The following is a 4,555-nucleotide window of genomic DNA, read 5'->3' on the forward strand; positions in this document are numbered from 1 at the left end:
GTTAACCCTAAAATGACAAGTAATTCATTTATAGTACTGTAAAATATACTTATAATAAGTTAATAATTACGATTAATAAATAAATGATTACATTTGGTAAGTGATTAATAAAGTTTCAAGCTCGTGATTTCAAATATCGACAACAAACATCTTGAATTATTGAAGAAAGGTTGCTCTTCAACTTTTGCGGAAATCTATTCCAAATATTACAAACCGATTTTCTGGCTGGGCAAGAGCTTTCTCAATGATGGTTTTGTTGTGGAAACATTGGTTCAGGATGTATTCTTGAAGTTGTGGATTAATAGGGACAGCTTGAAATCACCCAAACACATTTATTTTTTCTTGCGGTTTGTTATGAAAAGGGAGTGCATTTCATACTATACACGCCCTAGGAACAAGTTTTTCAGGAAAGTCCACTCATTGGAGAGCTATGAAAATTACCAAGACTATATGGTCGGGTATGACCCTCGTGAGGATAAAGATAATTTTAAACTACAGGAAGGGGAACAGGAGAAATTCGAAAGTATCATACGCGTCCTTCCCTTATTGGATGACAGCAAAAGGCATGTAATCAATCTGTGTTTGAAACACGGCTTTCAGTATAAAGCGATTTCCAAAGTAATGGGAAAAGGTATCAATGAAACCTGTAGAGAGATCAAGGAAGCCATTGAAGATATCAAAACCATTCTCCATCAAGGAAATAAGCTTGATTCTGGTAACAACAATGCGGATGAGATAAAGTTTACTGGCGAGATGACAGAAGAGCAGACAAAGGTACTTAAAATGCGTTGTGAACTGAGATATTCCTTTTCCGAAATAGCCAACGAACTTAATCTCTCCCAAAAGGAGGTGCATCAGGAATTCATGATAGCCTATAGGCTAATGGAAGCAAAACATCAATTGCAATCGGCCTAACATGGAAAAGTCAACGCTAAAACTCACTCGCAAGATCCAACTATTGATAGACCTTCCTACCAAAGAAGAGAAAAAAGCGGCCTTGGATAAACTGTACCAATGGCAGAACCGATGCTTTAGGGCAGCCAACCTAATAGTGACCCACCTTTATGTACAGGAAATGATAAAGGAATTCTTTTATCTGTCAGAGGGGATAAAATATAAATTGGCAGATGAAAAGAAAGATGAACAAGGAATCTTAAACCGTTCCAGGATCAACACCACCTATCGGGTCGTATCTGATCGTTTTAAAGGAGAAATCCCCACAAACATATTGTCCAATTTAAACCAGGCATTGATTTCATCATTTAAAAAGAATAGGCCGGAGTATTGGAATGGTGAACGTTCTTTGAAAAATTTCAGGAGGGATATGGCCTTTCCCTTTGATTTGGAGGGATTAAGTGGATTACACTACACTGAAGATAAAAAAGCCTTTTGCTTTCGTTTGTTTCGGATTCCGTTTCGAACCTACTTGGGAAAGGATTTTACGGATAAACGGACATTGTTGGATCGGGTAATGGAGGACAAGACTAAGCTGTGCACATCACACATCAAGCTACAAGATGGTAAGATTTTCTTGTTGGGAGTATTTGAAATTGAAAAAGAGAACCATGATCTAAGACCTGAGATTATTGCAGAAGCCTCTTTGTCCCTTGAATATCCCATTGTTGTAAAGGTTGGCAAGACAAGGCTTACCATTGGTACAAAGGAAGAATTTTTATACCGAAGGCTGGCGATACAATCGGCACACAGACGGGCAAAGATTGGGGCAACATATTCCAAATCGGGTAAGGGCATCAAAAGAAAACTAAAGGCAGTTGACAGACTTGGTCAAATGGAACGTAAATATGTCCATAACCGTTTGCATGTCTATAGTCGGAGGTTGATTGATTTTTGTGTTAAACATAGAGCAGGAACCCTCATACTTTTGAACCAGGAAGAAAAAACTGAGATTGCTAAGGAAGAGGGATTTGTGTTAAGAAATTGGAGCTACAATGATTTGATGACCAAAATAAAATATAAGGCCAATAAAGCGGGTCTCGAAGTTATAATTGATTAACAACACCGATTGAGGGTGCTTGTACACCCGTAAGGTGAGGTCAAAGACACTCACTAAATGCAGACTGCATATACAACGCGTGGGCTCTCTAATAATTTTTGAAAATTCTAATCTCAAGCTGTCCTAAAGATCGAGATATCTACAGTATTTCTTGTTGATAAGAGTTTTAAAATTATATGTATCATTTGGCTTTTTGAATATTGAGGGCTACATTTATTGTTAAGAAATTATTATGAAAAATACTACAGCGTTAATTTTTGATGTATTTTTCAGTCTCTCCCCCCATAGCTTAATCTCTTTTTGCACTAGAATTTTTAAAGTTTATGAAAATTAACTTTATACCAGATGAGGTATTAAAACTAACAGACGATACCGATTTACTTGGAACAAAGCCTTATTCGGATACAATATTTGAAATAGTCAATAATTGTAGTGGTAGCAAGAACATTGGGCTGTTCGGTAGTTGGGGAAGCGGTAAATCAACGATTTTAACCACACTAGAAAACCTGATTGATGAGCATAATGCTATTAAGACAGAAAAGATTGCATACTTTGAATTTGATGCTTGGAAATACTCAAAAGATGATTTTAGAAGAAGCTTTCTTATTGAATTGACCAAAAAATTTAGCATCAAGACCCAATCCAAGCTTGAAAAGTTATTATACAGTGAGTCGAGTTTTGAAAACCCTAAGCAAACCAAATTCAGAATTAACTGGTTAAGTCTTCCCGATTGGTTGATTTTGGCTTTAGTCGTTTTTGCATTTGTATTTTTCTTCTTGCCAACAGTTGGCATGGGGGACAGAACAAAAGCCCTAATAGCATTAATTACAATATCCGTATCACTCCTGACCAAAGCAGCCAGTAATACAGTCAACAAGTATAAAGTTGTAGTTAAAGAAAATAAACTTGTTGAGCCAGAAAGATTTGAAGCTGTCTTTGATGAAATCATTTCAGAGTTAACTACCAATTCGACTAACAAAGTTTACCATTGGATTCAAAAATTAATTGGAAGAACAAAGCATTCAAAAGTTGTTATTGTAATTGATAATCTTGACCGTTGCGATGATGAGAATTTACTTTTAACCCTTAATACTGTCAAAAACTTTCTCGAACATCAAAAAGTGATTTTCATATTACCTGTCGATGAGAAAGGTATTTCATCTTTTTTGTCGCAAAAGACAGATAATGCAGATGAATATCTAAGAAAAATATTCCATCTGATTCTAAGGTTAAAGGCTTTTTCAAATAAAGAATTGACTGAGTTTACCAATAGCGTTAACAAAAAATATGAGCTGGGATTAAATTCTTCAAGTATTAGGATAATATGTCAGGAATTTACCAATAACCCTAGGAAGGTAATTCAGTTCTTAAACAACTATCAAAGTGAAATGTGGTTGATAAAGGAACAATCAAAAAAAGGTTATATCAATGGTGATTTTATTAAAGAGAATCTTAGCTTCTTTATAAAACTTTTGATTATCAAATATGAATGGAAAAATCTCTACGATGGAATTTTATATGATAAAACTCTCCTGAACAAAATAAATGATGTGATAACCAATCTCAAACCAGATGATGGCGGGTTATATCAAATTGAAAAGACAAAAGTAAGACTCACTGATACTCAGAGAAATTTTCTTTTTAGCACACAGGATATTCATTGCACCAAAATAGACCCTTTTATTCTCAATATTGATTTAGACAAGGAAATACCAGACGATATTGAGAATTATATAAGACTTGGTTATTATGAAGCAATTGCAAATTACCTTGATGATTCTAATACTCCCTTCGATGAGAAAACACTAATTAAAAAAATTGATGAGGTTTTTTCAGATTTAACCTATAAGCATCAAGAATACGAATTTATCGCCCTACCAGTGCTGCAATTGCTAATTGAATTCGTGTTGGATAAGAAACAGGAAAAATTCAGGAAACTATTGATTGAAAACCACAGTGAATACCCTTTTCTAAAAAGCCTTTTTAAGGATGCTAGGTTATTGAATTTGTTTGAAAAGCTTGATTTCGAAAAAGTTGTTGATGGTACTAAATGGTTTTTTGACAATATAAGTAGTAACTTATTTCATTCATTTATAGGTTATTTGAAAACCAAATACCTTGGTAGCAGCACAATGGATAATGAGAATGATAGGATTAATTATTTCATTGATGCTTTTAAAGATACAGGTAAGCTTTCATTGATAAAAAGGGAATTTAGCAACAAATTGAGTGGAAAACCTGAAGGGGTTTCCTCCATAGAGTCTTTGAAAGATTATAAAATAGCTTCACAGTTAATATCCATACCTACCTACAAGTCATTGGCAAAAAAGCTAAATGAAAAAGAATCAAAGTGGAATTATCTAACATCCTCACTTTGCTTTGACTATTCTGTCAATAATAAAAAAGACAAAATTACCAAAGAACATTTGGTTAGATATTATTTGAGTGATTTAGAAGCTTATTTTAATGCAGAATCAATATCTCAGGATGATTACGATGATTATTTAGAACATTTTTCACGTCTTAATAAAGTTTTAGATA

3 protein-coding genes are annotated in these 4,555 nt (G+C 34.2%); all 3 read left to right on the forward strand.

The window, feature by feature from the left end; genetic code table 11:
- The first annotated feature begins 159 nt into the window (after window positions 1-159).
- A complete protein-coding gene (locus A7D14_RS11305; protein ID WP_255307444.1) occupies window positions 160-915 on the forward strand; it encodes an RNA polymerase sigma factor in 756 nt (251 codons plus the stop codon).
- Window position 916: 1 nt separating this feature from the next.
- Window positions 917-2,014 (forward strand): hypothetical protein, encoded by a 1,098-nt coding sequence (locus A7D14_RS11310; protein WP_067034424.1) that lies wholly within the window; start codon window positions 917-919, stop codon window positions 2,012-2,014.
- Window positions 2,015-2,337: 323 nt separating this feature from the next.
- A partial coding sequence (locus tag A7D14_RS11315; RefSeq protein WP_141673361.1) for a P-loop NTPase fold protein occupies window positions 2,338-4,555 on the forward strand: 2,218 nt, incomplete at its 3' end.

Origin of the sequence: Allomuricauda sp. CP2A, assembly GCF_001683915.1 — a bacterium.
GTDB lineage: Bacteria > Bacteroidota > Bacteroidia > Flavobacteriales > Flavobacteriaceae > Flagellimonas.